This is a genomic window from Streptomyces sp. SID5785 (assembly GCF_009870065.1).
Taxonomy (GTDB): Bacteria; Actinomycetota; Actinomycetes; order Streptomycetales; family Streptomycetaceae; genus Streptomyces.
Genome location: NZ_WWIA01000920.1, coordinates 1 through 1204, shown reverse-complemented (window position 1 = coordinate 1204; position 1204 = coordinate 1). Strand labels below are relative to the sequence as shown.

Annotated in this window: 1 protein-coding gene and 1 pseudogene; both read left to right on the top strand. The window is 67.9% G+C overall.

Annotated features, from left to right (window positions below; all coding sequences use genetic code 11):
- Window positions 1–175 (top strand): annotated as a pseudogene (locus tag GTW43_RS30120) (sugar ABC transporter substrate-binding protein); the annotation flags it as partial.
- A gap of 88 nt (window positions 176–263) precedes the next feature.
- On the top strand, window positions 264–1204 hold a 941-nt coding region (locus tag GTW43_RS30115), incomplete at its 3' end, for a sugar ABC transporter substrate-binding protein (RefSeq protein ID WP_161305153.1).

The following is a 1204-nucleotide window of genomic DNA, read 5'->3' as shown; positions in this document are numbered from 1 at the left end:
GATCGTGCAGCTCCCGTACTACCTCCCGGACTGGAACACCCTGTCCAAGACCGACAACGAGCCCGCCTTCCAGAAGGTCCTGCTCGGCACGCTCAGCGCCCGGGAGTTCCTGGACCGGATGGCCGACGCCTTCGACACGGCCCAGGCCGAATGGCTCCGGCAGCAGGCCGGCTGAACCGCCCGGCCCGGCCCGGCCCCCCCCACGCCCCGCACCACCTGCACCTGTTCATCCTCCATCGAGCCCACACAGAGAGCCGACCATCATGAACAAGCAGCGCAGCCGCCGCGTCACCGCGGCGATCTCCCTGGTGTCCGCACTGGCCCTGACCGCGACCGCCTGCGGTGACGACGGGTCCTCGGGCGGCGGGGACAAGGGCGACGCGGGCACGGGCAAGGGGAAGATCGTCTTCTGGGACAACAACGGCGGGGTCCGCACCGCCGTCTGGAAGGAGATCATCGCCGGGTTCGAGAAGGCGAACCCGGACATCGACGTCGAGTACGTGGGCGTCTCCGCGACCGAGTACCAGTCCAAGGTCGAGACCGCGCTCCAGGGCGGCGGCCTGCCCGACGTCGGTGGCGTCAGCACCACCATGGCCTCGGCGTTCGTCCTCCAGAACGCCCTCGAACCGCTCACGGCGCGGTACGCGAAGTCGCCGCTCAAGGGCGAGCTCAACGAGGGCTTCGTCGAGTCCGTCCAGGCTGCCGTCGACGAGGGCGACGCGATGTACACGATCCCGACCTCGGCCAACAACGGCGTCCTGTACTACCGCACGGACCTGTTCGAGAAGGCCGGCCTGCCGGAGCCCCTCACCTGGGACGCCTTCTACCGGGCGGCGCGGAAGCTGACGGATGCGAAGAAGAACGCGTTCGGGTACACGATCCGGGGTGGTGCGGGGTCGATCGCGCAGGCTTTCGACGCGATGTACGGGCAGTCGGGGATCACGTCGTTCTGGGATGCGTCGGGGAAGAGGACGACGTTGAACGATCCGCGGAACGTGGCGGCGCTGGAGAAGTACGCGGCGCTGTACAAGAAGGTGACGCCGTCGGCGGATCTGAACAACGACTTCACGAAGATGGTGGCCCAGTGGGACCAGGGCACCATCGGCATGGTCAACCACAATCTGGGTTCCTACCAGGATCACGTGAAGGCGTTCGGTGCGGATCGTTTCCGGGGGATCCCGCAGCCGACCGGGCCGGGCGGCAA